Annotated in this window: 27 protein-coding genes; 12 read left to right on the forward strand and 15 right to left on the reverse strand. The window is 69.0% G+C overall.

Features of this window, described 5'->3' with window-relative positions:
- Nucleotides 1-4: 4 nt before the first annotated feature.
- The 4 genes from CLV01_RS00770 to CLV01_RS00785 are packed head-to-tail and all read left to right on the forward strand — an operon-like array spanning nucleotide 5 to nucleotide 3,423.
- The gene (locus CLV01_RS00770) at nucleotides 5-877 is read left to right on the forward strand and encodes a branched-chain amino acid ABC transporter permease (protein ID WP_013799989.1); all 873 of its coding nucleotides are present in this window, start codon (nucleotides 5-7) and stop codon (nucleotides 875-877) included.
- Between the two features lie 3 nt (nucleotides 878-880).
- Complete coding sequence (locus CLV01_RS00775; RefSeq protein WP_099732585.1) at nucleotides 881-1,966, forward strand: branched-chain amino acid ABC transporter permease; 1,086 nt, start codon at nucleotides 881-883, stop codon at nucleotides 1,964-1,966.
- Nucleotides 1,959-2,717, forward strand: coding sequence for an ABC transporter ATP-binding protein (locus tag CLV01_RS00780; protein WP_047217557.1), 759 nt, complete (start codon nucleotides 1,959-1,961; stop codon nucleotides 2,715-2,717). Before CLV01_RS00775 ends, CLV01_RS00780 begins: the two co-directional genes overlap by 8 nt.
- Complete coding sequence (locus CLV01_RS00785; protein WP_373681033.1) at nucleotides 2,710-3,423, forward strand: ABC transporter ATP-binding protein; 714 nt, start codon at nucleotides 2,710-2,712, stop codon at nucleotides 3,421-3,423. Before CLV01_RS00780 ends, CLV01_RS00785 begins: the two co-directional genes overlap by 8 nt.
- Here CLV01_RS00785 and CLV01_RS00790 read toward each other — a convergent pair whose 3' ends face one another.
- From CLV01_RS00790 to CLV01_RS00800, 3 genes are all read right to left on the reverse strand, one after another.
- Entirely contained in the window at nucleotides 3,424-3,897 is a 474-nt protein-coding gene (locus CLV01_RS00790; protein ID WP_099732583.1) for a hotdog fold thioesterase, read from the reverse strand. It abuts the gene before it with no gap.
- Between the two features lie 138 nt (nucleotides 3,898-4,035).
- Nucleotides 4,036-5,550 carry an acetyl-CoA hydrolase/transferase family protein gene (locus CLV01_RS00795; RefSeq protein ID WP_012202025.1) on the reverse strand — a complete coding sequence of 505 codons (1,515 nt, stop codon included), beginning with the start codon at nucleotides 5,548-5,550 and terminating at the stop codon, nucleotides 4,036-4,038.
- A 207-nt stretch (nucleotides 5,551-5,757) separates the two neighbouring features.
- Complete coding sequence (locus tag CLV01_RS00800) at nucleotides 5,758-7,065, reverse strand: solute carrier family 23 protein (RefSeq protein WP_099732582.1); 1,308 nt, start codon at nucleotides 7,063-7,065, stop codon at nucleotides 5,758-5,760.
- A gap of 195 nt (nucleotides 7,066-7,260) precedes the next feature.
- Between CLV01_RS00800 and CLV01_RS00805 the strand changes: the two genes are divergently transcribed.
- From CLV01_RS00805 to minE, 7 genes are all read left to right on the forward strand, one after another.
- Nucleotides 7,261-9,324, forward strand: a complete 2,064-nt coding sequence (locus CLV01_RS00805; protein WP_099732581.1) for an acetoacetate--CoA ligase — start codon at nucleotides 7,261-7,263, stop codon at nucleotides 9,322-9,324.
- An 88-nt stretch (nucleotides 9,325-9,412) separates the two neighbouring features.
- The gene (locus tag CLV01_RS00810) at nucleotides 9,413-10,570 is read left to right on the forward strand and encodes an acyl-CoA dehydrogenase family protein (protein ID WP_099732580.1); all 1,158 of its coding nucleotides are present in this window, start codon (nucleotides 9,413-9,415) and stop codon (nucleotides 10,568-10,570) included.
- 83 nt (nucleotides 10,571-10,653) lie between these two features.
- Entirely contained in the window at nucleotides 10,654-11,670 is a 1,017-nt protein-coding gene (locus tag CLV01_RS00815; RefSeq protein ID WP_099732579.1) for an acyl-CoA dehydrogenase family protein, read from the forward strand.
- A 24-nt stretch (nucleotides 11,671-11,694) separates the two neighbouring features.
- Nucleotides 11,695-12,483 carry a crotonase/enoyl-CoA hydratase family protein gene (locus CLV01_RS00820; RefSeq protein ID WP_065344942.1) on the forward strand — a complete coding sequence of 263 codons (789 nt, stop codon included), beginning with the start codon at nucleotides 11,695-11,697 and terminating at the stop codon, nucleotides 12,481-12,483.
- A gap of 168 nt (nucleotides 12,484-12,651) precedes the next feature.
- A complete protein-coding gene (minC, locus tag CLV01_RS00825) occupies nucleotides 12,652-13,398 on the forward strand; it encodes a septum site-determining protein MinC (RefSeq protein ID WP_017405687.1) in 747 nt (248 codons plus the stop codon).
- A gap of 49 nt (nucleotides 13,399-13,447) precedes the next feature.
- Nucleotides 13,448-14,260 carry a septum site-determining protein MinD gene (minD, locus tag CLV01_RS00830; RefSeq protein ID WP_099732578.1) on the forward strand — a complete coding sequence of 271 codons (813 nt, stop codon included), beginning with the start codon at nucleotides 13,448-13,450 and terminating at the stop codon, nucleotides 14,258-14,260.
- 6 nt (nucleotides 14,261-14,266) lie between these two features.
- Nucleotides 14,267-14,530, forward strand: coding sequence for a cell division topological specificity factor MinE (gene minE / locus CLV01_RS00835; RefSeq protein WP_012202033.1), 264 nt, complete (start codon nucleotides 14,267-14,269; stop codon nucleotides 14,528-14,530).
- 19 nt (nucleotides 14,531-14,549) lie between these two features.
- Here the strand turns inward: minE and CLV01_RS00840 are convergent, their stop codons facing one another.
- From CLV01_RS00840 to CLV01_RS00850, 3 genes are read right to left on the reverse strand one after another with little or no spacing between them, the layout of a single operon-like run.
- Nucleotides 14,550-15,887 carry a sensor histidine kinase gene (locus CLV01_RS00840; protein WP_099732577.1) on the reverse strand — a complete coding sequence of 446 codons (1,338 nt, stop codon included), beginning with the start codon at nucleotides 15,885-15,887 and terminating at the stop codon, nucleotides 14,550-14,552.
- The gene (locus tag CLV01_RS00845; protein ID WP_013800000.1) at nucleotides 15,877-16,557 is read right to left on the reverse strand and encodes a response regulator transcription factor; all 681 of its coding nucleotides are present in this window, start codon (nucleotides 16,555-16,557) and stop codon (nucleotides 15,877-15,879) included. Before CLV01_RS00845 ends, CLV01_RS00840 begins: the two co-directional genes overlap by 11 nt.
- Complete coding sequence (locus tag CLV01_RS00850; RefSeq protein ID WP_224986229.1) at nucleotides 16,557-17,267, reverse strand: PepSY domain-containing protein; 711 nt, start codon at nucleotides 17,265-17,267, stop codon at nucleotides 16,557-16,559. Before CLV01_RS00850 ends, CLV01_RS00845 begins: the two co-directional genes overlap by 1 nt.
- A gap of 148 nt (nucleotides 17,268-17,415) precedes the next feature.
- Here CLV01_RS00850 and CLV01_RS00855 point away from each other — a divergent pair, with 148 nt between their 5' ends.
- A complete protein-coding gene (locus CLV01_RS00855) occupies nucleotides 17,416-18,615 on the forward strand; it encodes a DUF5666 domain-containing protein (protein WP_099735020.1) in 1,200 nt (399 codons plus the stop codon).
- Here CLV01_RS00855 and CLV01_RS00860 read toward each other — a convergent pair.
- From CLV01_RS00860 to CLV01_RS00900, 9 genes are all read right to left on the reverse strand, one after another.
- A complete protein-coding gene (locus CLV01_RS00860) occupies nucleotides 18,612-20,027 on the reverse strand; it encodes an amino acid permease (RefSeq protein WP_047470186.1) in 1,416 nt (471 codons plus the stop codon). The two genes, CLV01_RS00855 and CLV01_RS00860, sit on opposite strands and share 4 nt — an antisense overlap.
- 209 nt (nucleotides 20,028-20,236) lie before the next feature.
- Nucleotides 20,237-20,740: a flavin reductase family protein gene (locus tag CLV01_RS00865; RefSeq protein WP_012202035.1), complete on the reverse strand. Its 504-nt coding sequence runs from the start codon at nucleotides 20,738-20,740 to the stop codon at nucleotides 20,237-20,239.
- A 190-nt stretch (nucleotides 20,741-20,930) separates the two neighbouring features.
- A complete protein-coding gene (locus CLV01_RS00870) occupies nucleotides 20,931-21,566 on the reverse strand; it encodes a 3'-5' exonuclease (protein ID WP_043823367.1) in 636 nt (211 codons plus the stop codon).
- Nucleotides 21,567-21,610: 44 nt separating this feature from the next.
- Nucleotides 21,611-22,099 carry a homoprotocatechuate degradation operon regulator HpaR gene (gene hpaR / locus CLV01_RS00875; protein WP_013800005.1) on the reverse strand — a complete coding sequence of 163 codons (489 nt, stop codon included), beginning with the start codon at nucleotides 22,097-22,099 and terminating at the stop codon, nucleotides 21,611-21,613.
- An 86-nt stretch (nucleotides 22,100-22,185) separates the two neighbouring features.
- On the reverse strand, nucleotides 22,186-23,007 hold the full coding sequence (locus tag CLV01_RS00880) for an aldolase/citrate lyase family protein (protein WP_012202038.1): 822 nt from the start codon (nucleotides 23,005-23,007) through the stop codon (nucleotides 22,186-22,188).
- Nucleotides 23,008-23,025: 18 nt separating this feature from the next.
- Nucleotides 23,026-24,480 carry an NAD-dependent succinate-semialdehyde dehydrogenase gene (locus CLV01_RS00885; RefSeq protein WP_099732576.1) on the reverse strand — a complete coding sequence of 485 codons (1,455 nt, stop codon included), beginning with the start codon at nucleotides 24,478-24,480 and terminating at the stop codon, nucleotides 23,026-23,028.
- 45 nt (nucleotides 24,481-24,525) lie between these two features.
- Nucleotides 24,526-25,359 (reverse strand): 2-oxo-hept-4-ene-1,7-dioate hydratase, encoded by an 834-nt coding sequence (gene hpaH / locus CLV01_RS00890; protein ID WP_099732575.1) that lies wholly within the window; start codon nucleotides 25,357-25,359, stop codon nucleotides 24,526-24,528.
- Between the two features lies 1 nt (nucleotide 25,360).
- Nucleotides 25,361-25,795 carry a 5-carboxymethyl-2-hydroxymuconate Delta-isomerase gene (locus CLV01_RS00895; RefSeq protein ID WP_012202041.1) on the reverse strand — a complete coding sequence of 145 codons (435 nt, stop codon included), beginning with the start codon at nucleotides 25,793-25,795 and terminating at the stop codon, nucleotides 25,361-25,363.
- On the reverse strand, nucleotides 25,796-26,614 hold the full coding sequence (locus CLV01_RS00900) for an extradiol ring-cleavage dioxygenase (protein WP_099732574.1): 819 nt from the start codon (nucleotides 26,612-26,614) through the stop codon (nucleotides 25,796-25,798). It lies immediately after the preceding gene.

The following is a 26,614-nucleotide window of genomic DNA, read 5'->3' on the forward strand; positions in this document are numbered from 1 at the left end:
CGCCATGGACCTTGCCACCTTTCTCGTGCAGTGCCTGAACGCCGTCCAGTACGGGCTGCTGCTGTTCCTGCTGGCCTCGGGCCTGACGCTGATCTTCGGGATCATGGGCGTGATCAACCTGGCCCATGGCAGCTTCTACATGATCGGCGCCTACATGGCCTTTGCGCTGTCCCCGCTGCTGGGCCAGCACTTCATCACCATGCTGCTGGCCGGCGTGGCGCTAACCGTGGTGCTGGGCTATGCGCTGGAGTGGGCCTTCTTCAGCTACCTCTACGAGCGCGAGCACCTGCAGCAGGTGCTGATGACCTTCGGGCTGATCCTGGTGTTCGAGGAGCTGCGCTCGCTGCTGGCGGGCAACGACGTGCATGGCGTGCCGCTGCCCGGCTGGCTGTCGGGCAGCTTCTCGCTGGGCGGGCTCATGAGCTATCCGTGGTACCGGCTGTTCGCCTCGGGCGTGTGCCTGCTGGTGGCGCTGGCGCTGTACTGGGTGGTCAACCGCACGCGCCTGGGAATGATGGTGCGCGCGGGCGCCAGCAACCGCGACATGGTGCGCGGCCTGGGCATCGACGTGAAGCGCCTGTACCGCATCGTCTTCGCCATCGGCGTGGCGCTGGCGGCACTGGCAGGCATGATCGCCGCGCCCATGAGTTCGGTCTATCCGGGCATGGGCGGCAACGTGCTCATCATCTGCTTCGTGGTGGTGGTGATCGGCGGCATCGGCTCGATCACGGGCGCGCTGCTGGCCTCGCTGCTGGTGGGCTTTGTCGATACCTTCGGCAAGCTGTTCTTCCAGGAGCTCAGCGGCATGAGCGTCTACCTGCTGATGGCGGTGGTGCTGGTGTGGCGGCCCCAGGGCCTGATGGGGCAAAGGAGCTGAACAATGGCCGTATCCAATCCTTCTCCGGCCCTGCTGGCGGCCGCCGTGCAGCCCCTGCAGCCTGTGCAGCCCGTAGAGATGCCGCAGCGCGCCTGCCGATGGCAGGCCTGCGCCGTGCCGCTGGCCTGCGTGGCGCTGCTGGCGCTGGCCGGCCCCTGGTGGTCGGACTATCTGTCGGGCCTGGTGGTCAAGACCATGATCCTGGCCATCTTCGCGCTCAGCCTGCAGCTGCTGGTGGGCGGTACGGGCCTGGTGAGCCTGGGGCATGCGGCCTTCATGGGCCTGGGCGCCTATGCCGCCGTGCTGTCCGCAGGCAACGAGGGCGGCAGCCTGCCGGCCATGCTGGGCTGGGCGCTGCTGGCCTCGGGCGGCTATGCGCTGCTGGTGGGCCTGCTGAGCCTGCGCACGCGCGGCATCTACTTCATCATGGTGACGCTGGCCTTCGCACAGATGGCCTACTTCGTGGTCCACGACACGGGCATCGGCGGCGGCAGCGATGGCATCTACCTGATGGCCCGGCCCGCGCTGGGCGCCATCGACATGGAAATCCCGCGCGTGCAGTACTACGTGGTGCTGGCCGCCCTGGTGCTGGTCTATGCCTTCCTGGCCGGGCTGCGCCAGTCGCGCTTCGGTGCGGCGCTGGCGGGCATACGCGTCAACGAACAGCGCATGCGTGCGGCCGGCTTCACCACCTACGGGTACAAGCTCGCGGCCTTCGTGCTGGCCGGCATGCTGGCTGGCGTGGCAGGCTTTTTGCTGGCGGTGCGCGATGCCGTGGTCAACCCCGAGCTGCTGTCCTGGCACCACTCGGGCGAGGTGCTGCTGATGGTCATCCTCGGCGGCCTGGGCTCGCTGCGCGGCGCCGTGCTGGGCACGGTGGCCTTCGTTGCGCTCAAGGAGGTGCTGTCCACGCATGCCATCGTCGGCCCCATGGCCGACCACTGGCAGCTGAGCCTGGGCCTGGCCATCATCGTGCTCGTGGCCCTGCTGCCGAAAGGGCTGATGGGGCTGATCGGGCTGGCGGGCCTTGCACGGCAACGCGCTGGAGTGCACAACGAGGTCCACCACAAGGAGGCCGGACATGGCTGATGCGGCACTGCTTTCGGTGCGCGGCCTCACGCGCCGCTTTGGCGGGCTCACGGCCGTGGGCGGCGTAGACCTGGACCTGCACGAGGGCGAGGTCCATGCCGTGATCGGCACCAACGGCGCGGGCAAGTCCACCCTGGTCAACATGCTCTCGGGCGAGCTGGCGGCCAGCGCGGGCCGCATCGCGCTCGCGGGCCAGGATGTCACGCGCATGCCCCAGCCCCGGCGCGCGCGTGCCGGCGTGGGCCGCAGCTACCAGCGCACCACCATCTTTCCCGAGTTCTCGGCGCTGGAGAACTGCCGGCTCGCGGCCCAGGCGCAGATGGCGCTCAGGCCCTGGCAGCTGGGCCTGTCCGCACAGCGCTGCGCGGCCAGCCTGCGCCAGGCCCATGCGGCCCTGGAGCGTGCGGGCCTGGCCGGGCAGGCGCTGGCCGTGGCCGGCACGCTGAGCCACGGCGCCAAGCGCCAGCTGGAAGTGGCCATGTGCCTGGCCACCGGCCCGCGCGTGCTGCTGCTGGACGAGCCGCTGGCCGGCATGGGCGCGGAGGAGACCGAGCGCATGCTGGCCCTGCTGCAGGAGCTCAAGCGCGGCCATGCGGTACTGCTGGTCGAGCACGACATGGACGCCGTGTTCCGCATCGCCGACCGCATCACCGTGATGGTCAACGGCAGCGTGGTGGCCACGGGCACGCCAGCGCAGATCCGTGTCGATCCCGTGGTCCGTACTGCCTATCTCGGAGAAGACGATGACTGAGCCCATGTTCGCCATCGACGAGCTGCATACCTACTACGGCGACAGCCACATCCTGCAGGGCGTGAGCTTGGCGCTGGGCGCGGGCCAGGCCGTGGGCCTGCTGGGGCGCAACGGCATGGGCAAGACCACGCTGATCCGCACACTCATGGGCTATGTGCCGGCACGCTCCGGCCGCCTGCGCGCCGATGGCCGCGACTGCACGGGCGCGCCGCCCGAGCGCATGGCGCGGCTGGGCATTGGCTATGTGCCAGAGGGGCGCGGCATCTTCCCCAACCTCAGCGTGCGCGAGAACCTGGTCATGAGCGCCCGCCCCGGACTGCAGGGCGAGCGCCACTGGACGCTGGAGCGCGTGCTCGACACCTTCCCCCGGCTCGCGGAGCGCCTGGCCAACGGCGGCGACCAGCTCTCTGGCGGCGAGCAGCAGATGCTGTCCATAGGCCGCGCGCTGATGACGCACCCGCGCCTGCTCATCCTCGACGAAGCCACCGAAGGCCTGGCCCCCCTGGTCGTCGCCGAAATCTGGCGCGTGATCGCCGCCATCCGCAGCACCGGCATCTCCACCCTGATCGTGGACCGCGACTACAAAAAGGTCCTTGCCCACACCGACCGCGCCGTCGTCATGACCAAGGGCCGGCTGGCGCTGCAGGCCGATTCGCGGGAGCTGCTGGCGCAGCCGGAGCGCCTGTCGGAGTTGCTGGGGGTTTGATCAGGGCTGGGCCGCCACCGGAGGCTGCGCGGCAAGCTTGACGTTTTGGGCGTGGGTCGGCGGCAGCAGCGCCATGGTCAGGCTGCAGGTGCAGGTCAGGCGGCCGGTTTCGTCGTGCAGTTCGATGGCCCAGACATGGGTGGTCTGGCCCAGGTGCACGGGGCGGGCCGTGCCCGTGACCCAGCCCTGGCGCGCGGCGCGCACATGGTTGGCGGAGACGTTCAGGCCCACGCTGCGCCAGCCCTCGGGGATGGAGCAGGCCGCGGCCACCGAGCCCAGGGTCTCGGCCAGCACCACGTTCACGCCGCCGTGCATGATGCCGTAGGGCTGGCAGGTGCGCTGGTCCACGTGCACGCGGCCGCGCAGGAAGTCGTCACCGATCTCGGTGAACTCGATGCCCAGGTGCGAGACGGCCGTGTCGGCGCTCAGCGAGGTGATGTCTTCAAGGGTGAAGCTGCGCTTCCAGATCGGCATGGGAGAAGTCCTGTGGGTGCAACGAAAAAGACGGCCCCGTGGGCCGTCCTTGCATGCTACGCCAGTCCAGGCAGCCATGCCGATGGTCGCCTGTAGCCCAGGAGACTGCGCGCTGGCGCGCTAACGCGCTTGCGCGGTTCAGGCGCGCATGTCGCCCGTTTCGACAAAGCGCTGGTGCCAGCTCAGCGCTTCGCCCAGGATGTGCGGCGTGTGCAGCGCGCCCTGGCGCTGGGCGCGGTCGAAGTAGTCCTGCAGCTGGGGGCGGAAGTCGGGATGGGCGCAGCGGTCGATGATGACCTGGGCGCGCTTGCGCGGCGACAGGCCGCGCAGGTCGGCCAGGCCCTGCTCGGTGACGATGATCTGCGTGTCGTGCTCGGTATGGTCCACGTGCGAGCACATGGGCACGATGCAGCTGATCTTGCCGCCCTTGGCCACCGAGGGCGTGACGAAGAAGGACAGGTAGCCGTTGCGCGCGAAATCGCCCGAGCCGCCGATGCCGTTCATCATTCCCGTGCCCATGACGTGGGTGGAGTTGATGTTGCCGTAGATGTCGGCCTCGATCATGGAGTTCATGGCGATCACGCCCAGCCGGCGCACCAGCTCGGGGTGGTTGCTGATCTCCTGGGGGCGCAGGATGATGCGCTCGCGGTAGAAGTCGATGTTCTCCTCGAAGTCCCTGTAGGCGCTGCCGGACAGCGAGATCGAGGTGGCCGAGGCGCGGCTCATCTTGCCCGCGCGCAGCAGGTCCAGCATGCCGTCCTGCAAGACCTCGGTGAAGCCCAGCAGGTTCTCGAACGGCCCCGTCAGCAGGCCGGCCAGCACGGCGTTGGCCACGTTGCCCACGCCCGACTGGATGGGCAGCATCTCCTTGGGCAGGCGGCCCATCTTCATCTCGTGCGCGAGGAAGTCGATGATGGACGCGGCGATCAGGTTGGAGTTGGCGTCGGGCTGGGCGAAGACGTTGTCGCGGTCGCCCTTGTGGGTTTCGACCACGGCGACCACCTTGGCCGGGTCCACGCGCAGATAGGGCTCGCCGATGCGGTCATCGGCATGGGTCAGGGCAATGGGCACGCGGCGCGGCGGGATGGCCGTGCCGTAGTAGATGTCGTGCATGCCTTCCATCTTGGCCGGCGGCTTGGTGTTGACCTCCAGGATCACCTTGTCGGCGATCTCCAGCCAGGTCTTGTTGTTGCCCACGGCGGTGGAGGGGATGAGGCGCCCGTCCTCGGTCACGCCCAGCACCTCGACCACGGCCACGCTCATGGGGCCGAGGAAGCCGAACCACGCATGCTGGGCCACGTGGGACAGGTGCATGTCGATGAAGTCGATCTCGCCGGCATTGATCCTGGCGCGGCAGGTGGGGTCGGTGTTGAAGGGCAGGCGCTGGCCCAGTGCGCCGGCCTCGGCCAGGGCGCCGTCCATCTCGGCGGCCGTGGAGGCGCCGGTCCAGACATTGATCTTGTAGGGCCGGCCGGCCGCGTGTTCGCTCTTGGCGTGCTGGGCGATGGCCTGGGGCAGGGCCTTGGGGTAGCCCGCGCCCGTGAATCCGCTCATGCCGACGTTGACGCCGTGGGGGATCAGGGCGGCGGCCTGCTCGGCCGTCATGGTGCGCGAAAGGAATTCTGGGAAACGTACGCGGTCTGCGAGGGACATCTATGGCTCCGGCTGACGGCTCGCGCCAGCCGGCAGGGTGCCGCAGCGCTGGCTTGCAAGCCTAAAAAAAACCGCCCCATGCAAGAACGCAAGGGCGGTATATCTCCGGAAACCGATGGTAGCAGCGCTGGCAGCGGCCCTCGGGTTTCCCCGTAAAGGCCCTGCCGCGCAGTCAAAGGCTCAAAGAATGTTTGCGTGTGCTCACATTCAATGAATCAGCGGCTGATCGTCGCGTGCGTGATCCAGCAGCGCGTACAGGATGATGGCGCCGAAAGTCGCGGTCCCGATGCCGCCCAGCGCGAAGTCGCCGAACTTGAGCGTGAAGTCGCCCGTGCCCAGGATCAGGGTGATGGCCGCCACGATCAGGTTCTTGTTCTGCGAGAAGTCCACGCGGTTGTCCACCCAGATCTTGGCGCCGGCCACGGCGATCAGGCCGAACACCACGATGGACACGCCGCCCATCACGGGCAGCGGGATCGCCTGGATCAGCGCGCCGAACTTGGGCGAGAAGCCCAGCAGCACGGCCAGGACGGCGGCCACGAAGAACACGGCCGTCGAGTAGATGCGCGTGGCGGCCATCACGCCGATGTTCTCGGCATAGGTGGTCACGCCGGTGCCGCCGGCCGCACCGCTGACCATGGTGGCCACGCCGTCGCCGATGAAGGCCCGGCCCATGTACTGGTCCAGGTTCTTGCCCGTCATGGCGGTCACGGCCTTGATGTGGCCCAGGTTCTCGGCCACCAGGATGATGACCACGGGCACGATGAGCACCATGGCCGGGCCGCTGAACACGGGCGCGTGGAACTGGGGCAGGCCGAACCAGGCGGCGTTGATCACGCCCGACAGATCCACGGGCTTGCCCATGCCCAGCACATTGGTGAACAGGCCGTACAGCAGGCTGGCGGCGATCAGGCCCACCAGGATCAGCAGGCGCTGCACCATGCCGCGCGTGAACACGGCCACCAGGCCCACGCAGACGAAGGTCAGGGCCTGCATCCACGACTCGAAGTTGTTGGCCGCCATGTTCTTGACGGGGATGGCCGCCAGGTTCAGCCCGATCACGGCCACCACGGCGCCCGTGACCACGGGCGGCATGAAGCGCTCGATCCAGCGCGTTCCCACCATCTGCACCACCAGGCCGATCAGCGCATAGACCGCACCGCAGGCAATGATGCCGCCCAGCGCCACGCCGATGTTGCCGTTGGCGCCCTTGCCGCCATAGGCCGTGGCTGCGATCACCACGCCGATGAAGGCAAAGGACGAACCCAGGTAGCTGGGCACCTTGCCGCCCGTGATCAGGAAGAAGATCAGCGTGCCGATGCCGCTCATGAGCACGGCCACGTTGGGGTCGAACCCCATGAGGATGGGCGCCAGCACGGTGGAGCCGAACATGGCGATCACGTGCTGTATGCCCATCAGCCCGGTCTGGGGCCAGGGCAGGCGCTCAGCGGGGCCGATCACGCCTCCCCGTTGCAGCTGGTTGGCGGATTTTTCCGTCCATTGGAAAAGGCCCATGTGGCATCGCTCCTTGTAAAAAATTGGCGCGATATTAGAGGCATTTGTTTTCTGGCAGGTGGGGTGGAGCGGAAATTTTTTCCCAGTGTTTGTGCGCAGATACGCGATCCGGCCCGCAGACTTTGTCGCCCAGGTGCCAGGCTAGTGGCTTTCCCGTCTGGGCTCGCGGGCAGCGCGCGCGTACCGTGGCCGGTCATGAGCCATACCCCTGCCTTCATCCCCCAGATCCGCCTGTACCAGGACTGGCTGCGCGAGCGCCACGGCCTGCAGTTCGACAGCTACGACGCGCTGTGGCGCTGGTCGGTGACCGACCTGGACGCCTTCTGGCAAAGCATCTGGGACTACAACGCGCTGCAGTCGCCCACGCCGCACACGGCCGTGCTGGAGCGCAACACCATGCCCGGCGCCCAGTGGTTTCCGGGTGCCCAGATCAACTACACGCGCCAGGCGCTGCGCCATGTGGATGCCGCCCATGCGGCCGGCATGCCCGCCGTGGTCAGCCGCAACGAGACGGGCCGCCACCGCGAACTGTCCTGGCCCGAGCTGCGTCGGCAGGTCGCCGCCCTGGCCCTGCACCTGAAGGCCCAGGGCGTGGGCCGCGGCGACCGCGTGGCCGCCTACCTGCCCAACATCCCCGAGGCCATGGTCGCCCTGCTGGCCACGGCCAGCCTGGGCGCCGTCTGGAGCATCTGCGCGCCCGACATGGGCACCAACGCGGTGCTGGACCGCTTTCGCCAGATCGCGCCCAAGGCGCTGATCGCCGTCGATGGCGTGCACTACGCCGGGCGCGATATCGACCGCATGGCCGTGCTGGCGGAGCTGCGCGCAGGCCTGCCAAGCGTGGAGCATGTGGTCCTTGTGCCCAACCTGGACCTGCAGGCCAGCCTGGCCGATGCCGCCGACTACGGCCAGGTCACGGCCCGCGACGACGCGGCCACGGCGGCCTTCGAACCCGAATGGCTGCCCTTCGACCACCCGCTGTGGATCGTCTACTCCAGCGGCACCACCGGCCTGCCCAAGCCCATCGTCCACGGCCATGGCGGCATGGTGCTGGTGGCCCTGCAGCTCGAGGCCCTGCACAACGACGTGGGCTGCAGCTACCACCCCAACAGCTGGGGCGAGCGCTACCACTGGTACAGCTCCACGGGCTGGGTGATGTGGAATGCCCAGGTCTCGGGCCTGCTGGGCGGCACCACCTGCGTGATCTTCGACGGCAGCCCCGGCGGCAGCAAGGACAGGCCCGACTGGGGCGTGCTGTGGCGCTTCGCGGCCGAGACCGGCGTGACCAGCTTCGGCTCGGGCGCGGCCTTCTACGCCAACTGCATGAAGGCCGGCGTGGAGCTGGCGCAGTGCGGCGACCTGTCGCGCATCCGCAGCCTGGGCACCACGGGCTCGCCCCTGTCGCCCGAGGTGCAAAGCTGGGGCACGGCGCAGTTCGCAGGCATGGGGCGGCCTGACATCTGGTGGAACAACATCTCGGGCGGCACCGACTTCGCGGGCGCCTTCATCGGCGGCCACCGCGAACTGCCCCAGCAGCCGGGCATCATGCAGTGCCGCCAGCTGGGCGCGGCCGTGGAGGCCTGGAACGAGCAGGGCCAGCCCGTCATCGACGAGGTGGGCGAGCTGGTCTGCACCCAGCCCATCCCCTCCATGCCTCTGTACCTGTGGGGCGATGCGGACGGCAAGCGCTACCTGTCCAGCTACTTCGACATGTACCCGGCCGGCCATGGCCGCGCGCCCGGCGGCGGCGACGGCCCCGCCGCCATGGGCCCGGTCTGGCGCCACGGCGACTGGATACGCATCCTCCCGGAGGGCGGCTGCATCATCTACGGCCGCAGCGACGCCACCATCAACCGCCACGGCCTGCGCATGGGCACCAGCGAGATCTACAGCGCCGTCGAGGCCCTGCCCGAAGTGCTGGACTCCATGGTCGTGGACCTCGAATACCTGGGCCGCGAAAGCTACATGCCGCTGTTCGTGGTGCTGCGCCCGGGCGTGGATCTGGACGACGCCCTGCGCGCGCGCCTGCAGGGCGCCATCCGCCAGGCCCTGTCGCCGCGCTTCGTGCCCGACGACATCGTGCAGGTGGCCGAAATCCCGCGCACGCTCAGCGGCAAGAAGCAGGAGCTGCCCATCAAGAAGCTGATGCTGGGCCAGCCGCTGGACAAGGTGGTCAACAAGGAGGCCATGGCCAACCCGGGCTGCCTGGACTGGTATGTGGGCTTTGCGGCGCAGCATGCCAAGGCACAGGCCGCCTGATATTCAAACGATATCAGTGGCGCGGTTTTTAATATTGGACTGCGACAGACCGGCTGCCTAGAGTGGGGTCCAACCATGGAGCCCTGCAATGAGCGTGCTTGATTCCCTTGCCCTGACCCGCATCCCCGCCGAGGACGAAGCCCTGCGCGCCGAGGTGCGCGCCTTCCTCGCCCAGGCCATAAGCGGCCTGCCGCCCCATGTGCGTGCGCGCTCCTGGGGCGGCTACAGTGCCGAACTGAGCCGGCAGCTGGGCGAAAAGGGCTGGATCGGCGTCACCCTGCCGCGCGAGTACGGCGGCGGCGGGCGCAGCGCCTTCACGCGCTATGTGCTGGTGGAGGAATACCTGGCCTGCGGCGCGCCCGTGGGCTCGCACTGGATTGCCGACCGCCAGAGCGGCCCGCTGATCCTCAAGTACGGTACCGAGGCGCAAAAGCGGTTCTACCTGCCGCGCATCTGCCGGGGCGAGGCCTTCTTTTGCATTGGCATGAGCGAGCCCGGCGCGGGATCGGACCTGGCCAGCGTGAAGACGCGCGCCGTGCCGAACGACAAGGGCTTCGTGCTCAACGGCCAGAAGATCTGGACCACCAACGCCCACCACTGCCACTACATGATCGCCCTGGTGCGCACCTCGGGCGAGGCGGGTGACCGGCACAAGGGGCTGTCCCAGGTCATCGTGGACCTGTCGCTGCCGGGCGTGACCGTGCGGCCCATCACCGACCTCTCGGGCGACAGCCATTTCTGCGAAGTCTTCTTCGACAACGTGCAGCTGCCGCCCGACGCCCTGATCGGCCAGGAAGGCCAGGGCTGGGAGCAGGTCACGGCCGAGCTGGCCTTCGAACGCAGCGGGCCTGAGCGGCTGTTCTCCAGCATCGTGCTGTTCGACGAATGGCTGGCCTGGCTGCGTGCAACGGGCGAGCGCAGCGAAGGCGCGCTGCGCCTGGCCGGCCGCGTGTTCACCGAGCTGGCCCCGCTGCGCGCCATGTCGGTGGCCGTGCAGGACAAGCTGGTGCGCGGCGAAAGCCCCATCGTCGAGGCGGCCCTGGTCAAGGAGCTGGGCACGACGCTGGAGCAGTCCATTCCCGCCGCCATCGCCGACGACCTGTTCGCACGCGAGGCGTCCGAGGTTCCGCTGGAGCTGCTGCGCACCCTCAACTACGTGACGGAGGTTGCGCCTTCGTATTCATTGCGCGGCGGCACGCGCGACATCCTGCGCGGAATGATCGCGCGTGGCCTCGGCCTGCGTTGAATAAGGTTCCCTTGAGTTGGGGCGCGCCAGTTTCAAACGGAACGCCCAAGGCCTGGCGTCATGTGTCATGAATGGAGAGAGACATGGAAGACGATTTGTTTGCCGACGCCGCACGCCAGCTGCTGCAGGGCGAGTGCACGCCCGCGCGGGTGCGCGCCATCGAGGCCGGGGGCTCGCCCCGGGCGCTGTGGCAATCGCTGGAGCAGGCCGGCTTTGCCGATGCCCTGGTGCCTGAGCACGCGGGCGGCGCGGGGCTGGCGCTGGCGCAGCTGTTCGATGTGTGGTCGCAGGCCGGCGCCCATGCGCTGCCCGTGCCGCTGGGCGAGACCATGCTGGCGCGCGCGCTGCTGGCGGGCGCGGGGGCGGAGCGTCCACCAGGCGCCATCGCGTTGGCGCAAGGCCTGCTCCAGCCGGATGGCAGCCTGCACTGCGCACCCGTGCGCCTGGGCGCGGTGGCGGACAGCGTGCTGGTGCAGCATGCGCAGGGCTGGAGCCTGCTGCCCGTGGCGCAGGCGCAGTGCGAGCCAGCGGCCTTCTGCCTGGACGTGAACCTGCGCTGGAGCGCCGATCAGGTCTGCGCAGCACCTGCTCCCGCTATCGCCCTGCCGGGTGGGCTGGACCTGCGCACGCTGCAGGCCGGCCTGGTGGCGGCGCAGCTGGCGGGCGCGCTCATGGAGGTGTTCCAGCGCACGCTGCAGTATGCGAATGACCGCCAGCAGTTCGGCCGCCCCATCGGCAAGTTCCAGGCCATTCAGCACCAGCTGGCGGTGATGAGCGAGCATGTCTTCGCCGCGCGCATGGCCGCCCGGCTGGGCTGCGCGGGGCAGGGCGTCTTCCCCGATCGGCTGCGCGTGGCCGTGGCCAAGGCGCGCTGCAGCCAGGCCGCGCTGGCCGTGGCCGAGGCGGCCCACGCCATCCACGGCGCCATGGGCTTCACCGAGGAATACGACCTGCAACTGCTCACGCGCCGCCTGCATGCCTGGCGCCAGACGGCCGGCTCCGAGTCGTACTGGCATGGCGTGGCAGGCGCCGCGCTGGTCCATGGCCACGCGGGCAGCACCCTGGATCTGATCCGCTCCACCACCGATATCACCGCCTGACAGGCTCTCGAAGGAACCCCATCCATGCCCTTTCTGAACATAGCGCGCGACGGCGCCATCTGGACCCTCACCATGAACCAGCCCGAGACGCGCAATGCGCTCACGGGCAACACGGCCGTGGAGGAATTCGTGCAGGTCTGCGACGAGATCCGGCGCGATGCCTCGGTCAAGGCCGTCATCCTCACGGGCGCCGGCCCCATCTTCAGCTCGGGCGGCAACGTCAAGGACATGCAGCGCTTCTTCGACGACGCGCTCACGCCCGATGCCATCCGCGAGGAGTACCGCCAGGGCATACAGCGCATTCCGCGTGCCCTCAACCAGCTGGACGTGCCCGTGATCTGCGCCGTCAACGGCCCGGCCATCGGCGCGGGGCTGGACCTGACCTGCATGTGCGACATCCGCATCGCCAGCGAGACGGCCACCTTTGCCGAGAGCTTCGTGCGCGTGGGCATCGTCCCCGGGGACGGGGGCGCCTGGCTGCTGCCGCGCGCCGTGGGCCGCGCCAAGGCGGCCGAGATGGCGTTCACGGGCGAGGCCATCGACGCGCAGCAGGCCCTGGCCTGCGGCCTGGTCAGCCGCGTCGTGCCCGCCGACCAGCTGCTGCCCACGGCGCGCGCGCTGGCCGACAAGATCGCCGCCAACCCCGGCGCCGTGATGCGCATGACCAAGCGCCTGCTGCGCGAGGGCGAGCACAGCACGCTGGAGTCGCTGCTGGAGCTGTCCGCCGGCTACCAGGCCCTGGCCCACAAGACCGCCGACCACCGCGAGGCCGTGATGGCCTTCGTGGAGAAGCGTAAGCCCCGGTTTCAGTGACCGGGCCCGCCCGGCCCCCGCCACGGGGGCATGGGCCGTATGTGACACAACACAAATGGACACTCCCCGGTGCCGGCCTCCCGGCGGGAGTGGGCGCCCATGTACTGCGCACACAGTACACTTTGCGCGTCGAGAGGCAACTCTCCCATCCACCGCACTCCCAGTCCCATGGCCGTTGAAACGACGAGTACTGCCCGCCCCAGCTTCGACCTCAAGAGCGCGCAGCTGCCCGTGGTGGCCGTGACCCTGCGGGATACCGACGTACGTGCGCTTGTGGCCGACCTGGCCCAGCGCCTGGCCGACGACCCGGATTTCTTCGACAACGACCCCGTACTGATCGACCTGGCCCATGTGCGCGAGGCCGAGGAGGCCATCGACTTCGCCGTGCTCGTGGAGGCGCTGCGCTTTCACCGCACCGTGCCCGTGGCCGTGCGCGGCGGCAGCCCGGCGCAGATGGAGGCGGCGCGTGCCGCAGGCCTGGCGCCCGCGCCCGAGGCCGCACCCGTGCGGCCCACGGTGCCCGAGATCGAGATCCAGGAAGTCGTGCGCGAGGTCGAGGTGGTGCGCGAGGTGCCTGCTCCCCAGGCCGACGCCCTCATCGTGGACAAGCCGCTGCGCTCGGGCCAGCGCGTCTATGCGCGCGGCACCGACATCGTGGTGCTGGCCATGGTCAGCTATGGCGCCGAAGTCATCGCCGACGGCAACGTCCATGTCTACGCGCCGCTGCGCGGCAGGGCCATCGCCGGGGCACGCGGCAACACCGAGGCGCGCATCTTCAGCACCTGCATGGAAGCACAGCTGCTGTCGATTGCCGGCATCTATCGCACAATCGAGACCGATCTCCCGGCGGACGTGGCTGCCAGGCCCGCCAAGGTGCGTCTCGACGGCGAGAAAATCCTCATCGAGCCGGTATGACACCGGACCCCTCTTCTTTGCTCTCCAGTCTTTAAGGAACCGTGCAAACATGGCCAAAATAGTCGTCGTGACCTCCGGCAAGGGTGGCGTGGGCAAGACCACCACCAGCGCCAGCTTCGCATCGGGCCTCGCATTGCGCGGGCACAAGACCGCCGTCATCGATTTCGACGTGGGCCTGCGCAACCTGGACCTGATCATGGGCTGCGAGCGCCGCGTGGTCTACGACCTGATCAACGTCATCCAGGGAGAGGCCAACCTCAACCAGGCCCTGATCAAGGACAAGCAGTGCGACAACCTCTTCGTGCTGGCCGCCTCCCAGACGCGTGACAAGGATGCGCTGACGCAGGAAGGCGTCAAGAAGATCCTGGACGACCTGTCGGGCATGGACTTCGAGTACATCATCTGCGACTCGCCGGCCGGCATCGAAAGCGGCGCCCTGATCGCCATGCACTTCGCCGACGAGGCCCTGGTCGTGACCAACCCGGAAGTCTCCTCCGTGCGCGACTCCGACCGCATCCTGGGCATGCTCAGCTCCAAGACCGCGCGCGCCATCGCGGGCGAGAGCGTCAAGGAACACCTGCTGATCACGCGCTACAACCCCAACCGCGTGCAGGACGGCCAGATGCTGTCGCTGGAGGACATCCAGGACATCCTGCGCATCGAGCTGATCGGCGTCGTGCCCGAATCCGAAACCGTGCTGCAGGCCTCCAACCAGGGCATTCCCGCCGTGCACATGCAGGGCTCGGACGTGGCCGAGGCCTACCAGGACGTGGTCGCGCGCTTCCTGGGCGAAGAAAAGCCCATGCGCTTCACCGAAGCGCAAAAGCCCGGCTTCTTCAAACGCATGTTCGGGGGGAGGTAAGCGGCCATGTCCATGCTCTCTTTCCTGCTCGGAGAAAAGAAGAAGACGGCCTCTGTGGCCAAGGAGCGCCTGCAGATCATCCTCGCGCGTGAGCGCGTGGGCGGCAATGGCGGCGGTCCCGACTACCTGCCTGCGCTGCAAAAGGAGCTGATGGCGGTGATCTCCAAGTACGTGGACATCGACGTCAACGACATCAAGGTGCACCTGGAGCGCCAGGAAAACCTGGAAGTGCTCGAAGTCAAGATCGAACTGCCCGACGCCTCGCGCTGAGCGCTGCCCGGCGCCGTGCTCAGCCCAGGCGCAGCGTGCAGCGCAACCCGCCCAGCGGGCTCGGCCCCATCTCCAGCGATCCACCATAGGTCTCGGCGATGTCGCGCACGATGGCCAGGCCCAAGCCGTGGCCCTGGGCCTGTTCGTCGAAGCGTACACCGCGCTCCATGGCCTGCGCGAGATGCTCCGGCGCCAGGCCTGGGCCGTCGTCATCGATCTGCAGCAGCGTCGCCGTGCCGTCCTGGCACACGGCCAGCGTGACGCGGCTGCGCGCCCACTTGCCGGCGTTGTCCAGCAGGTTTCCCGCCATCTCCTCCAGGTCCGAGGCCGCGCCGCGCCAGCGCAGCCCATGGCCGGGCAGCAGCGTGGAGGTCTGCATGGACCAGGACAGGCGCCGCTGGGCGTGGATCTGGCGCATGGCATCCAGCAGCCGGGCCAGCACCTCATCCAGCGCCACGCTGCCGGCGCTGCCGGCGCCGCTGGCGAAGCGCGCCAGATGGCGGTCGATGGTGTGGGACATGGCCTGTACCTGGTCACGCAGCCATGGGCCATCGACCTGATGGCCGCGTGCCTGGATGCCGAGCACGGCCAGCGGCTTCTTGAGCGCATGGCTCAGGTCGGCCGCCTGGTGGCGCGCGCGCTCCACGACCTGGGCATTGCGCTGCAGCACCTGGTCCACGGCCTCGGCAATCGGGTCCAGGTCGGGGCCGAAGTGCCGCCCCAGCTGCGTGCGTGTGCCGTCTTCCATGTCCTGCAGCGCCTGCTGCAGGCTGCGCAGCGGCTGCAATCCCAGGCGCACCAGCGCCACCGTGCACAGCAGCAGCGCGGCGACCAGGCCCAGCTCGGTGACCAGCAGGATGCGGTCGATTCGGCGCCATTCCTGGCGCGTACCGTCCAGCGGGCCGAAGACATGCAGCTGCACGCGCCGGCCCGCGACATCGAAGCTGCGGCGCAGGCCCAGCAGTTCGCGCCCCTGCGGCCCGCGCAGCGACAGCAGCGTCTCGCTGCCCTTGTTCCGGGGCCAGGGACGGGCGTCGTCCAGCTCCAGGCTGTCGTCCCAGACCGAGCGCGACTGCTGCAGCCGCCCGTCCTGCTCCAGTGTCCAGTACCAGCCCGAGAAAATGCGGCCGAACTCGCCGCGATTGAGCCGCGTGCCCTGTCCGGTCAGGGGCCCAGGGGACTGCAGCTCGGCCTGCAGCCGCTCGGCACGGTCCTGCAGGCCGGCCTTGAAGCTACGCAGCACCGCATCGTGCAACTGCTCGCGCAGCAGCCAGCTGGCGGCCGTGCCGCAGGCCAGCGTGGCCACCAGGCTCAGTGCCAGCAGGCGCTCCGACAGGCCCCAGTGCCTAGGACGCATGGTCGCCGCTGGCCTGCTGCAGGCGAAAGCCCCGTCCGCGCTCGGTATGGATCAGGCCATGCGGGGACAGTTTGCGGCGGATGCGGCCGACCAGCACGTCCACGGTGTTGGAGTCCGGGTCCAGGTCGCGTGCATAGACATGCTCGCTGATGTCGGCGCGGCTGACGAGCTGTCCATGCCGGTTGGTCAGAAAGCTCAGGATGCGTTGCTCCTGCGCGGTCAGCGCAAGCGGCCGACCTTCGAGCGTGAAGCGGTCTGCCATGGTGTCGTAGGCCAGCGGGCCTATCTGCACCAGGGGCCGGCTGCCGCCTGCTGCGCGCCGGTGCAGCACGCGCAGCCGCGTGACGACCTCCTCGTGCAGAAAGGGCTTGGTCAGGTAGTCGTCCGCGCCGGCCTGGAAGGCCGTGAGCTTGTCGCTCCAGCGGTTGCGGGCCGTGAGCACCAGCACGGGAAAGGAGCGGCCCTGCTCGCGCCAATGGCGCAGCACCGAGACGCCGTCCTGTCCTGGCAGCCCCAGGTCCAGCAAGGCGGCGTCATAGTGTTCGACGCTGCCCAGTTCCTGGGCGAGGCGGCCGTCCGCGCAGCACTCGGCCAGCATGCCGGCCTCCTGCAGGATGGCCTGCAGGCCTGCCGCAAGATCGGCGTCGTCTTCGACGATGAGCACCCGCATCAGCGCAGTCCGTCCTCTTCGATGGGCTGGCCGCTGTACGCATCCACATGCACTTCGATGCTGCGGCCGGCGCTCAGCTGCAACTCGACCTCGTAGTAGGCGCGCTGCCGGACGTCGATCTTGAGCTCGGCCTCTGTGGCACGGGCCTGGTACTTGCGCTCCAGCTCCTCAAGAATGCGCGGCAGCGGTTGCAGCGTGGCGGCCTGCTCCCGGCTCAGGACAGGCTCCACCAGGATGCGGCCCGTCTGGGCGTCGGCGCGCAGCAGCTGCTCACGGCCTTCGCGCGTGAGCAGCTGGATCTCGTAGTAGGGCCTGGGGCTGCGCGTTTCCTCCAGCTCGATCTGCAGCACGGTGCCGGGATGCAAGCGGGTGACGGCTGCCGCCACGGCGGACATGGGTATCAGCACGGCGGTGGTCGCGCCCGGCCGGGGGATGTCCTGTCCCGTGACTGCATCGATATAGATCTCCGTGCGCTGGCCATTGGCAAGCTTGATTTCGTACCAGCGCCGGCCGTCGGCGCCGCGCTCGAGTTCGATGTCGATGACGCGCCCTTTGTGGCGCTGCTGCACGTCCTGGAGGATTTCCGCCAAGGGCCGCAGGCGCTTCGACTGCACCTCGCGGCGCACGCTTTCATGCTCCGCTGGCGTGGTGGCAGAGGCGGGCGCCAGCGGCAAGGCCAGCAAGGCAGCAAGTGCGAGGCGGAGTTTCACGGCCACGCATCTTATGTGCACGTTCTTAAACAGTGCATGAACGCGCCATTCATGCGCGGTTTAGGCGCCTTTGCCGACACTGCAGGCGGTTGCACCGATGGCCCCGCCGCGGTGCCTTTTCATCTGTTTCTTTCTGGCATCGAACACCATGCATTTTCTTCGCTTTTCCCGCTCCGCCCCGCCATTGCACCGGGCCCTGGGCGCTGGCGCGCTCTCGCTGTCCGTGCTGCTGGCCGCCTGCGGCGGTGGCGGCGGCGGGGCTGACAAGCCCGCCCCCACGCCGGTCACTCCCAGCGCCAGCTATGCGTCGGGCACCATTGACGGCTTCGGCTCCATCCTGGTCAATGGGGTGCGGTATGACGAGCGCCAGGCCCGGATCACCGATGGCGATGGCGTCCTGCTGGCCAGCGATGCGCTCAAGCTGGGCATGGCGGTCCATGTCACGGCCGACCCCGTGACCACCGGCAGCGACGGTGTGGCGCGCGCCATGGCCCGCCAGATTCTTGTGCGCAGCGATCTGGAAGGTCCGTTGAGCGCGGTCGTGGGCGACCGGCTGACCGTACTGGGCCAGACCGTGATCGTCGATGCGGCCACGGTGTTCGAGGACGGCCGCGCGGCGGCGCTGCAGGTCGGCCGTGTGCTGGAAGTCCACGGCCTGCGCGATGCGCAGGGCCGCATTCTTGCCAGCCGCATCGAGATCGAGGATGACGCCGACGAGCCCTGGCGCCTGCGCGCGCCTGTGGATGCCGTTGACATGTCGCGCCGCACCCTGCGCATCGGCGAGGCCGTCGTCAACTGGAGCGGCGTGCAGGTTGCCGCCGCGCTGGCTGCCGGCGACGTGGTCAGCCTGCGACTGGCGCGCCAGCCCGATGCCGCCGGCCTGTGGGTGGCCACCGCACTGTCGGTGCAGCGTCCCACGCTGCCCGAACAGGCGGGCGTGGAGGCGGACGTCACCGGCCATATCACCCGCATGGACTCGCCGACCCGCTTCGTCGTGGACGGCCTGAGCGTGGACGCGGGCAGCGCCACACGCCTGCCCGCAGGCCTTGCCGTGGGCGACCTGGTCGAGGTCGAGGGTATGTTCCAGGACGGGGTGCTTCGCGCCTCCGAGGTCGAGCGCAAGCTGCGGCTGGACAGTGACGATGGCTTCGAGATCGAGGGCCGCATCACCGCTGTCGACAGCCTGGCCGGCATCTTCGAGCTGCGCGGCGTGCGCGTGGACTATCGCAATGCGCGCTTCGAGGATGGCAGCGCTGCCCAAATTGCCGTGGGGCGCGTGGTCGAGGTCAAGGGCCGGCTCTCGGTCGATGGCGCGATGGTGGTGGCCACCGAGGTCGAGTTCGACTAAGGGTTCGCGTTCGCCGCAGGCCGCATCGCCTCGCTTTGCGCACGCGCGGCGGCGGGGCGCACCCACAGCAGGTAGGCGGCGCCCAGCAGCACGATCCACAGGCCGCCCACGACCAGGGCTGCACGGGTGTGGGGGAAGTAGCCGAGCACGCCCAGCACCAGCAGCATGAAGGCGATGGCGGCCAGCGGCGCGGCGGGCCACAGCGGGACCGGGAACTTCAGCGCGGCCACCTGCTGCGGGCTCATGCGGCGGCGCGCCGCGAACTGCGACAGCAGGATCATCAGCCAGACCCAGACCGTGGCGAAGGTGGCGATGGAGGCGATCAGCAGGAACACGTCCTCGGGGATCAGGTAGTTCAGCACCACGCCGGCCAGCAGCGCCACGGCCATCACCACCACCGTCATCCAGGGCACGCCATGGCGCGAGACACGGCCGAAGCCGGCGGGGGCCTGGCCCTGGTGCGCCATGCCGTACAGCATGCGGCCGGCGCCGAAGATGTCGCTGTTGATGGCGGACACGGCCGCCGAGATCACCACGATGTTGAGGATGGTGGCGGCCGAGGAAATGCCCAGGCCGCTGAAGATCTGTACGAAGGGGCTGCCCTGGCTGCCGATCTGCGGCCAGGGGAAGATGCTCATCAGCACGAACAGCGTGAGCACATAGAACAGCAGGATGCGCAGCGGCACGGCGTTGATGGCGCGCGGGATCACGCGCGCCGGGTCCTTGGCCTCGCCGGCCGAGATGCCGATGATCTCGATGCCTCCGAAGGCGAACACCACCACCGCCAGCGAGGCGATCAGGCCCGAGACGCCATGGGGCATGAAGCCGCCGTGCACCCACAGGTTCTGCACGCCGGTGGGCGCCTGGCCGGCCGCCATGCCGAAGCCGAACACCATGATGCCCAGGCCGCCGCCGATCATGGCGATGATGGCCGCCACCTTGAGCAGGGACAGCCAGAACTCCATCTCGCCGAACACCTTGACCGAGCACAGGTTGAGCGCGCCGATGAAGCAGACGATGGACAGCACCCAGATCCAGCGCGGCACCTCGGGAAACCAGAAGCCCATGTAGATGCCGAAGGCCGTCACGTCGGCCAGGCAGACGATGACCATCTCGAAGGTATAGGTCCAGCCCGTGACGAAGCCGGCGAACGGCCCCAGGTAATCGCTGGCGTACTGGCCGAAGGAGCCGGGCACGGGGTTGTGCACGGCCATCTCGCCCAGCGCGCGCATCACCATGTAGACCGCCGCGCCCGCCAGCAGGTAGGCGATCAGCACCGAGGGCCCCGCCTGCTGTATGGCCTTGGCCGAGCCGTAGAACAGCCCCGTGCCTATGGCCGAGCCCAGTGCCATGAAGCGGATATGGCGGGCCGACAGCCCTCGGTGCAGGCTGCCTGCAGATGGTGAACTCATGTGCTGTCTCCCCCCGTCATTGGTGAAATGGCTGCCGCATCCACAGGCTTCATCAGCCTGCGGATGGGTCTGCGATCGGATGTATAGGCCTGTATATACAATATGCGCAGACACCGATTTCCCGGACCGGGGATTACCCGGAGGCGGGAAGGAGCGGGAATGGGGGAGTCGCCGAAAGAGGCGACGGGAGTGCTGCCGCAGGCCCGGTATCAGCCCAGGCCGCCCGTGTGCATGCGGCCTGCGTGGTACAGCAGCGGCGTGTGGCCGGCCTGGTGGCTGCACTGCTCGACCTCGCCGATGAAGATCACATGGTCGCCTTCTTCATGGCGATGGCGGTTGCGGCACTCGAAGACGGTGGTGGCTTCGGACAGCAGCGGCACGCCTTGTGCCGAGCTGCGCCAGGCGGTGTTGGCGAAGCGGTCCACGCCCTTGCGCGCGAACAGCTCGGCCAGGGGCTTTTGCGAGGCCGACAGCACGTGGATGGCGTAGTGCGAGCAATGCTGGAACACGGGCAGCGAGGCCGCCGACAGCGCCATGCTCCACAGCACCAGCGGTGGCGTGAGCGAGACGGAGTTGAACGAGCTCACGGTGACGCCCACCGGATGGCCCTGCGGGCTGCGTGCGGTGACGATGGTCACGCCCGTGGCGAACTGGCCCAGCGCGTCGCGGAACTCGCGCGACGAGAACGGGGACTGTGGAGGCAGGGCGGCCATGGCGGCGGGAGGCAGTGCGGAATTCACGGGTGCAAGAACCAGGCGGCAGCAAGGCCGCAGCAGGGCTGCAGCGTTTGGGACGGGCGCCCGGAGCCGGGCAGCAACCTTGCATTATGGGTGCGGATGCCGGCAGAAGCGGCCGATGGGGCCTCTGCCAGGGAGGTCTTTGCCCTGTGTGCGCGGCGCCGGCTCACAGCGCCATGCTCATCTGGGCGGGCGCGGCGTTCTCGTTCAGCCAGGCCTTCATGCGGGCCCGCGTGCAGCGCTGCAGCTGCATCAGCAGAGCATGCTCGGGCCAGGCCAGCGCGTGGCGCAGGCACAGGTCCTGCTGCATGCGCGCCAGCAGGGCGGCGGCCATCTCGGCATCGGCCAGCGCCCGGTGGGCACGCTCGGCCACGGGCAGGCCCAGGTGGGCGGTGAGCCGGCTCAGGCTGTGGCTGGGCGCCTCCGGGTAGATGCGGCGCGACAGCAGCACGGTGCAGGCAAAGGGCTGGGGCGCGGCCTCGCCGGCCAGGGCCAGTTCGGACTGCCAGAACTTGCTGTCGAAGGCCGCGTTGTGCGCCACCATGGGGGCGCTGCCCACAAAGCGCGCGGCATCGCGCATTACCTCCTCGGCGGGCGGCGCGGCTGCGACCATGGCATTGGTGATGCCGGTCAGCCGCGTGATGAAGGGCGGTATCCAGGCGCCGGTGCGCATCAGGCTCTGGAAGCGGTCCACCACCTGGCCGCCCTCGATCAGCACGATGGCGACCTCGGTGGCACGCGCGCCCTGGGCGGGCGCCATGCCCGTGGTTTCAAAGTCGATGACGGCAATCGGCTGCGGCATGGGGCGATTGTGCCCGGCAGTGCCCGACCGGCGTGCCGGGGCGGCTATTCCTCGGCCTGGCTGCCGTCGGCCGCGCCCAGGCGCTGCACGACCTGGTCGAGCAGGGCGTAGAGCTGCTCGATCTCTTCATGGCCCACCAGGCGCTCGATCTCGGCATAGGTCTCGGAGGAATGCGGCGCGATCTCTGCCACGATGGCGTGGCCGGCCGCCGTGAGCTCGAACTCGGCGCCGCGCATGTCGCTGGCGTGGCGCGAGCGCTCCACCAGCTGCCGGCCTTCCAGCGTCTTGAGCAGGCGCGAGAGGCTGGGCATGCTGATGTAGGTGGCCTGCGACAGCTCCATGGGCCGCAGCCTGTGCGTGACCGCCGCCATGGCGCGCAGCACGCGCCACTGCTGTTCGGTCAGGCCATGGGCGCGCAGCATGGGCCGAAAGCGCACCATGACCGATTCGCGGGCGCGCAGCAGCGCCATGGGCAGGGAGCGCGAGAAGGCGCGCAGCGGCTCGGGGGCAAAAGAGGGCGTGGTCTGGGGCATGTTCGGCAGCATCTGTCGGCTGGATTCTATGCAGCCGCCGCTCCCTCCCCGGAGCGGCGTTGCGGGCGCCTTGTCAGGCCGGGGCCTCAATAGGTCTGGCTTTTCGGCGCGGGGGCCGCTGCCTGCTTGAAGCGCGCAGCCAGGGCGCTGGTGGCCTGCACCAACACGCTGGTGTCCAGGCCCACGGCCGTGAAGGTGCAGCCCAGCTCCAGGTACTTGCGCGCCAGGGCCTCGTTGGGCGTGAGGATGCCGGGCGCCTTGCCCGCGCGGCGTATGCGGGCGATGGCGTCGGCAATCGCCTCCTGCACCTCGGGATGGCCGGGGTTGCCGATATGGCCCATGGAGGCCGACAGGTCGGCCGGGCCGATGAAGACACCGTCCACGCCCTCGGTGGCGGCAATGGCGTCCAGGTGGGCCAGCGCCTGGCGCGTTTCCACCTGCACCAGCACGCAGACCTGGGCGTTGGCTTCATGGGCGTAGTTGGCGCGCCGGCCCCAGGCCGAGGCACGTGCGCCGCCCATGCCGCGGATGCCGCCCTGGCCGTCGGCCTGCGGATAGCGCGCGGCACGCACGATGCGCGCGGCCTGCTCGGCCGTGTCCACCATGGGCACGAGCAGGGTCTGCACGCCGATGTCCAGGTACTGCTTGATCAGCATCTCGCCGACCTCGCCGTGTCCCATGGGCACGCGGGCAATGGCATGGCTGTCGGGATAGGCCGCGATGGCCTGCAACTGCGCCAGCAGGGTGCGCGTGTCGTTGGGCGAATGCTCGCCGTCGATCAGGAGCCAGTCGAAGCCGGCGCCCGCGCAGATTTCCGCCGAATAGGCGTCGGCCAGGCCCAGCCACAGGCCGATCTGGGGTTGGTCGGCCGCAATGGCGGCCTTGAAGCGGTTCACAGGTGTCTGCATGGTGTGATTGTCCGGGCCTCAGTGGCCCATGCACAGGTACTTGGTGCTCAGGTATTCCTCTATGCCGGCGGCGCCGCCCTCGCGGCCCATGCCCGACTGCTTGACGCCGCCAAACGGCGCCACGGCCGTGCTGATGATGCCGCTGTTGATGCCCACCATGCCGTACTCCAGCGCCTCGCCCACGCGCCACACGCGGCCCACGTCGCGGGCGTAGAAGTAGGCGGCCAGGCCGTACTCGGTGTCGTTGGCCATGCGGATGGCCTCTTCCTCGGTCTTGAAGCGGAACACGGGCGCCACGGGGCCGAAGACCTCTTCCCTGGCGATGCGCATGCGGTCCGTGGCATTGGCCAGGATGGTGGGCTCGTAGAAGGTGCCGCCCAGCGCGTGGCGCTTGCCGCCCAGCACGACCTCGGCGCCGTTCTTCACGGCGTCGGCCACCAGTTCCTCGACCTTGTCCACGGCGGCCTGGTCGATCAGCGGGCCCTGGCCCACGCCGGCCTCCAGGCCGTTGCCCACCTTGAGGGCCTGAACGGCGACCTTGAGCCTGGCCATGAAGGCGTCGTACACGCCGTCCTGCACCAGCAGGCGGTTGGCGCACACGCAGGTCTGGCCGGTGTTGCGGTACTTGGAGGCCATGGCGCCTTCGACGGCGGCATCGAGGTCCGCGTCGTCGAAGACGATGAAGGGCGCGTTGCCGCCCAGCTCCAGCGACATCTTCTTGAGCGTGGGCGCGCATTGCTCGGCCAGCACGCGGCCCACTTCGGTGGAGCCCGTGAAGGTCAGCTTGCGCACGGCCATGCTGGCCGTGAGCACGCCGCCGATGGCGCGCGAGGAGCCCGTGATCACGCTGAACACGCCCTCGGGAATGCCGGCGCGCTGGGCCAGCTCGGCCATGGCCAGGGCCGACAGCGGTGTCTGCTGCGCGGGCTTGACGATGATGGTGCAGCCCGCCGCCAGGGCGGGCGCGACCTTGCGCGTGATCATGGCGGCCGGGAAGTTCCAGGGCGTGATCGCGGCGCAGACGCCCACGGGCTCCTTGGTCACGATGATGCGCTTGTCGGCCCAGGGCGCGGGCACGGTGGAGCCGTAGATGCGGCGGGCTTCCTCGGCAAACCACTGCACGTAGGAGGCCGCATAGGCGATCTCGCCGCGCGACTCGGCCAGGGGCTTGCCCTGCTCGCTGGTCATGATCAGGGCCAGGTCTTCCTGGTTCTCCATCATCAGCTCGAACCAGCGCTGCAGCAGGCGCGCGCGGGCCTCGGCGGTCTGCTGCTTCCAGAGGGTGAAGGCGCGCTCGGCGGCGGCAATGGCGCGCTGCGTCTCGGCCTCGCCCATGCGGGGCACATGGCCCACGGACTCGCCCGTGGCGGGGTTGTGGACGTCGATGCGGCTGCCATCGTCGGCGGCCAGCCATTGGCCATCGATCAGGCAGAGGTTCTTGAGCAGGCTGGGGTCGCGCAGTGCAAGCGGCATGGGAAATCTCCAATAAGGGCGGGGCAGGCGTCGGGACGACGGCGCCTAGACAAAACGGAATTGCAGGCGGCCCAGCGGGCCGTAGTCGGCATCGAACAGGTCGCCGGCCCGGGCCGCCACGGGGCGCGTGAACGAGCCGGCCAGCACGGTCTGGCCGGCCTCCAGGGCCTCGCCCCAGGGCGAGAGCTTGTTGGCCAGCCAGGCCACGCCGATGGCGGGATGGCCCTGCACGCCGGCAGCCAGGCCGGTCTCCTCGACCACCCCGTTGCAGCGCAGTATGGCGCCGCACCAGGGCAGGTCAAGCACCCCGGGAACAGCCTGCCCGGCGCCGACCACGATGCCCGCATTGGCCGCGTTGTCGCTGATGGTGTCGTAGACCTTGCGCATGGCCTTGGTGTGGCGGTCGAACTGCTCGATGCGCGCGTCGATGATCTCGATGGCCGGCGTCACATGGTCGGTGGCGTCCAGCACGTCCTGCAGCGTGATCTCCTTGCCGCCGGGCAGGCCCGGGCCGCGCAGCGGCGCCTTGAGCACGAAGGCCAGCTCCACCTCCACGCGCGGCGCGATGAAGTTCGCGGCCGGGATGTCCAGCACCTGGCCCGGCGTGCAGCGGTAGAGCATGCTGTCGAGCAGGGTGCCGTAGTCGGGCTCGTCGATCTGGCTCGATATCTGCATGGCGCGCGAGGTCAGGCCGATCTTGTGGCCGATCACCTTGCGCCCCGCCGCGATCTGCAGGCGCACCCATTCGCGCGAGACGCGGTAGCCATCCTCCACGGTCATGCCGGGAAAGCGCTTGGAGAAATGCTCGACCTGCACGCGCGTCTTCTCGCTGCGGTCGAGCTCCTGGGCCAGTTGGGTCAACAGTTCTTGGGAAAACATTTCAAGGCCTGGAAAAGAGGGGGTGGAGGGTGCTGTGCTTGCCGTCATACACCTGGCCCGGGCTTTCATCGACCTGCACGGTCAGGCCCAGGTGGCGCTGCGCGAACAGCGGCTGCAGATGGCGGCGCGCGCAGGCCAGCAGGGCGTCGCCTGCCTGCTGCTGCACGGCGGCCGAGCGGCCCCGGCCCATGCGCAGGTTGATGTAGATGAAGCCGTAGTCGCCATCGCCGCCCGCTGCGCGGCCTGCGGCCCCGCCATCGGCCACGGCGCTGTGCGGCGCGGGGTAGGCCAGCACGCGCGTGCCGCCCGTGGGAAAGACCTGGGCGCCGTCTTCGGCACGCACGGTGAGCATGGTGTCGGCCAGGGCGCGGCACAGCTGCGTCATGTCGGTGTGCGCGTCCAGGCTGGCCGTGTAGAGGATGACCACGTGCGGCATTCAGGCCACCTCCATGGTGGCGGCCGTGCAGCTCACGGCGAAGATGGGAATGGGCTGGCAGTACAGCACTTGGCCCGCGCCGCGCGCGGCAGCGGCCACGGCGATGAAGCTGCGGATCTCGAAGCCGCCCTGGCCGCCGTCGCGGTAGGTCTCGGCATCGGTGTACGACAGCAGCGCGTCCCGGTCGTTGCGGCACCAGCGGTCCATGAACTGCTGGTCCCATTCCCAGTTGACCTTGCCCGAGTCGGGCGTGGCCGGCCAGTGCGAGATGCCGCCCGTGCCCACGATGGCGATGCGTTCGGGCGCCTTGTCGCAGGCGCGGCGCAGGGCCTCGCCAAAGGCCCAGGCGCGGTGCAGCGGCGTCAGCGGCGGGCCCTGGCAGTTGATGTTGACGGGGATGATGTCCTTGTCATAGGCCGGCGTCAGAAAGTGCAGCGGGACCATGATGCCGTGGTCGAACTTCCACTCCTCGGCAAAGGCCACGTCCACGGTCTGCATGACCTCGGTGATCAGGCGCCGCGACAGTTCGGCATTGCCGGGGATGCGGTGGCGCTCTATGCCCAGCCAGGCCGGGTCCTCGATGGGCCCTTCGTAGTGGTCTGCCATGCCGATGGCATAGGCCGGCATGTTGTTCATGAAGAAGTTGGCGAAGTGCTCGGCCGCGATGACGATCACGGCATCGGGCCGCGCCGCCTCCAGCCGTGCGCCCATGTCGCGGAAGGCGGCATGGAAGGCATCCCTGGCGGCCGGATCGGCCAGGTGTGCGCGGCCCGTGATGCCGGGCGCGTGGCTGCAAACGCCTGCAAATACCAGACTCAT

The sequence above is a fragment of the Delftia sp. 60 genome (assembly GCF_002754395.1).
Lineage (GTDB): Bacteria > Pseudomonadota > Gammaproteobacteria > Burkholderiales > Burkholderiaceae_C > Comamonas > Comamonas acidovorans.